General features: G+C 48.3%; 3 protein-coding genes. All 3 read left to right on the top strand.

Going from position 1 to position 2775, the window contains the following annotated elements:
* The coding region (locus MRT15_RS09490) for an ABC transporter ATP-binding protein (RefSeq protein WP_304329850.1) at positions 1-966 on the top strand (966 nt) is incomplete at its 5' end.
* Entirely contained in the window at positions 959-1828 is an 870-nt protein-coding gene (locus MRT15_RS09485; RefSeq protein WP_304329849.1) for an ABC transporter permease, read from the top strand. The genes MRT15_RS09490 and MRT15_RS09485, both read left to right, overlap by 8 nt.
* A gap of 69 nt (positions 1829-1897) precedes the next feature.
* Positions 1898-2775 (top strand): radical SAM protein (locus tag MRT15_RS09480; protein WP_304329848.1); only part of this gene is annotated, 878 nt, incomplete at its 3' end.

The following is a 2775-nucleotide window of genomic DNA, read 5'->3' as shown; positions in this document are numbered from 1 at the left end:
TTTGGTGGTAGGTTTTTGTATGAGGTTTTTATGCGTAGTGTTTTGGGGAAGAGGGATGTTTATGCTTTGAATGGTGTTTCCTTTAGGGTTGGTGTGGGTGAGTTTGTTTGTCTCCTCGGCCCTAACGGTTCTGGGAAGACTACTCTCATTAAGGTTTTGGCTGGTATTATTCCTCCGAGTGGTGGGAGGGTTGAGGTTTTGGGTTTTGATGTTGTGAGGGAGAGGGGGGAGGTTGTTAGGCGGGTTACCTATATTCCCTCGTTGATTGGTGTTGGTGCGTGGGCTCAGCCTAGGTTGACTGTGAGGCAGAATCTCCGTATAATGGCTAGGCTTTTCAATTACTCTTTTGAGGAGGTTTTGGATGTGGCTGGTAGGCTTGGTTTGGGTGAGGTTTTGGATAGGCCTTTCGGCTCCCTCTCCACTGGTCAGCAGGCTAGGGTGGGTTTGTCTCTTGGTATACTTAGGAGGACTCCAGTTTACTTGTTGGATGAGCCTACCATGGGTTTAAGTCCTGAGGCTGCTAGGTTGGTTCGGGGGCATCTCCTCAAATTGAATAGGGAGTTTAATGTGACAGTTCTCTATGCTACTCATCATCCTCTGGAGGCTCAGGAGGTGGCTGGTAGGGTTATCATTTTGGATCGTGGTAGGGTTGTCGCTGATGGTAAGCCTGAAGAGCTTATTAGGAGTAGTGGTGTGGGGGAGTCTATAGCTGTGGAGGTTTATGGCGTCTACTTCGATTTAAACAAGGTGTTGGGGAGGTTTGAAGCCAATTACGTTAACGTTCGCCCCATGAGGTTGGAGGTTGGCGAGTATGAGGTTGTTTTGGGTGTTAGGGATAGTGATGTGGTTCTCCCCAAACTTCTCAGTGAACTTATATCTATGGGGGCTAAGGTTAGTAGGGTGAGGGTGAGGAAGGCTAACCTTGAGGATGCATTCCTCTATTATGTGGGTGGTGGATGTGCCTAGACTTCAGGGTTTACGTGAGAGGGTTAAGGTGAATTTGAGGCATATCCTCACATTCTATTATGAGGAGGCTTCAAGGGTGGCTGTTTGGTGGCTTTGGAGCATCCCCTTCCAAATCCTCCAGATAATCTTCTCACTCCTACTATACAAGTATTATGCATTGGCTTTCGGCGGCTTCAGCCCACTTTATGGTGGCAACTTCATGGCCTTCATAATTTCAGGTTTAATGATAAACACCTATATGGATGCCTCCCTGGAAGTTTATTATCAGTCTATTGCAGCCCTATATCATGGTAGAATGGGAGTTGGAGGTGTACATTTGTCTAGGAGGGATTACCTGCAGTTGGCTGGTATATCCCCATACACCTTCATCTTCGCTAGGACGAGTTGGAGGTATCTTATGGAGACAATCATGTTCACCCTATACTTCCTCATTGGAGTACTCTTCTTCAACTTCCAAGCCTCCATGGAGGCGGATCCAAGCCTAGTAATCTGCATAATCCTACTCAGCATAGCTGCATGTAGCGGTATAGGTTTAATTTCAGCTTCAATGTACTGGCTTATTGGCGCCTATAGGGGCACTGAGCCCATCGCATGGTTTACGAGGCTACTAGTCCCCCTCACTGCTGGAATATATATTCCAAGGGAAATCCTCCCAAGGGAACTTGCATTTCTGGGAAGCCTACTACCCCAAACCTACGCTGCAGACGCCATAAGGAGAACACTACTTATGGGGGCAGCCCTCAACGATGTCAAAGGCGACATAATCACACTAGCCATCCAAGCATCCATACTAATACCCATTGGAATAATAGCCCTCAAATACTCCCTTACATTGGAGAGGAGGAGGGCAACCATGTACTAAATAAATGCGAGCCAAAAATTGGTAAGTCTTATGTGGTGGTAGATGACATAGTATTTTTGGAGTGTCCACATGTCCATTAGAAGTATGCTCAAAGTTGCAGGTGCATATCTAGATGCCAAGTTTAGGGGTAGCGTTCGCCCGCTTGCCGCATACTATAATGTCACATTCCAATGCAACCTTAGGTGTAGCTTCTGCAGTAATTGGCGTGTGAGGGTGAGTGAGTTGGGTGGGGGGGAAGCTTTGAGGGCTGTGAAAATCATATGTGAGTATGGTGTGCCTGCATTGGGCTTCAGTGGCGGTGAACCCCTATTGAGGCGTGACATTTACCGTCTCGCCACGCTCGCCAAGGATTACGGCTTAGCCACATCCATAAACACCAATGGCACACTTGTGGATGAGTGGACTGCCAAGAAGCTTGCCAAAACCTTTGATTACGTGATTGTCTCCATTGACGGCTTCCAAGCTACCCATGACTCTATGCGCGGTGTAACTGGAACGCAAGTTAAAGCCGTGAAGGCTGTTGAACATTTAAGCCGTGCCGGAGCAAATGTGGGTGTGAACACGGTTATCCATCCAGCTAATCTAAGTGAAATCCCCCGCCTCTGGCTTAGCCTATCCAGCTACGTCAAGTATTATTCCACGCAGCCTGTTAATCCGCCGCCAATTGGGCTTGAAGTTGATGGTGTACGTCGTCTCGTAAGTGTTCTCGTTCAGCTTTGGAGGAGGCGCCTCCTAGCCCTAGACGTTCCTGAACTATACATGTATGGGATACCATTGTATGTGGCTGGGGTTGCCCCAAAAATCTGCGATGCAGGAAAACTATACTTCGCCCTCCAACCCGATGGCGAAATCATCCCATGCAGCCCAGGCCCAGACATGACTCCAGCCAGCCTAGGCAACATTCTGGAAGTCCCGCTGAGTGAAGCCTTAAATGGGGAGGCGAACCC

Origin of the sequence: Candidatus Culexarchaeum yellowstonense (assembly GCF_024707025.1) — an archaeon.
GTDB lineage: Archaea > Thermoproteota > Methanomethylicia > Culexarchaeales > Culexarchaeaceae > Culexarchaeum.
Note: the sequence above shows the minus strand (reverse complement) of the source record. Positions and strands in the feature narration are given on the sequence as shown.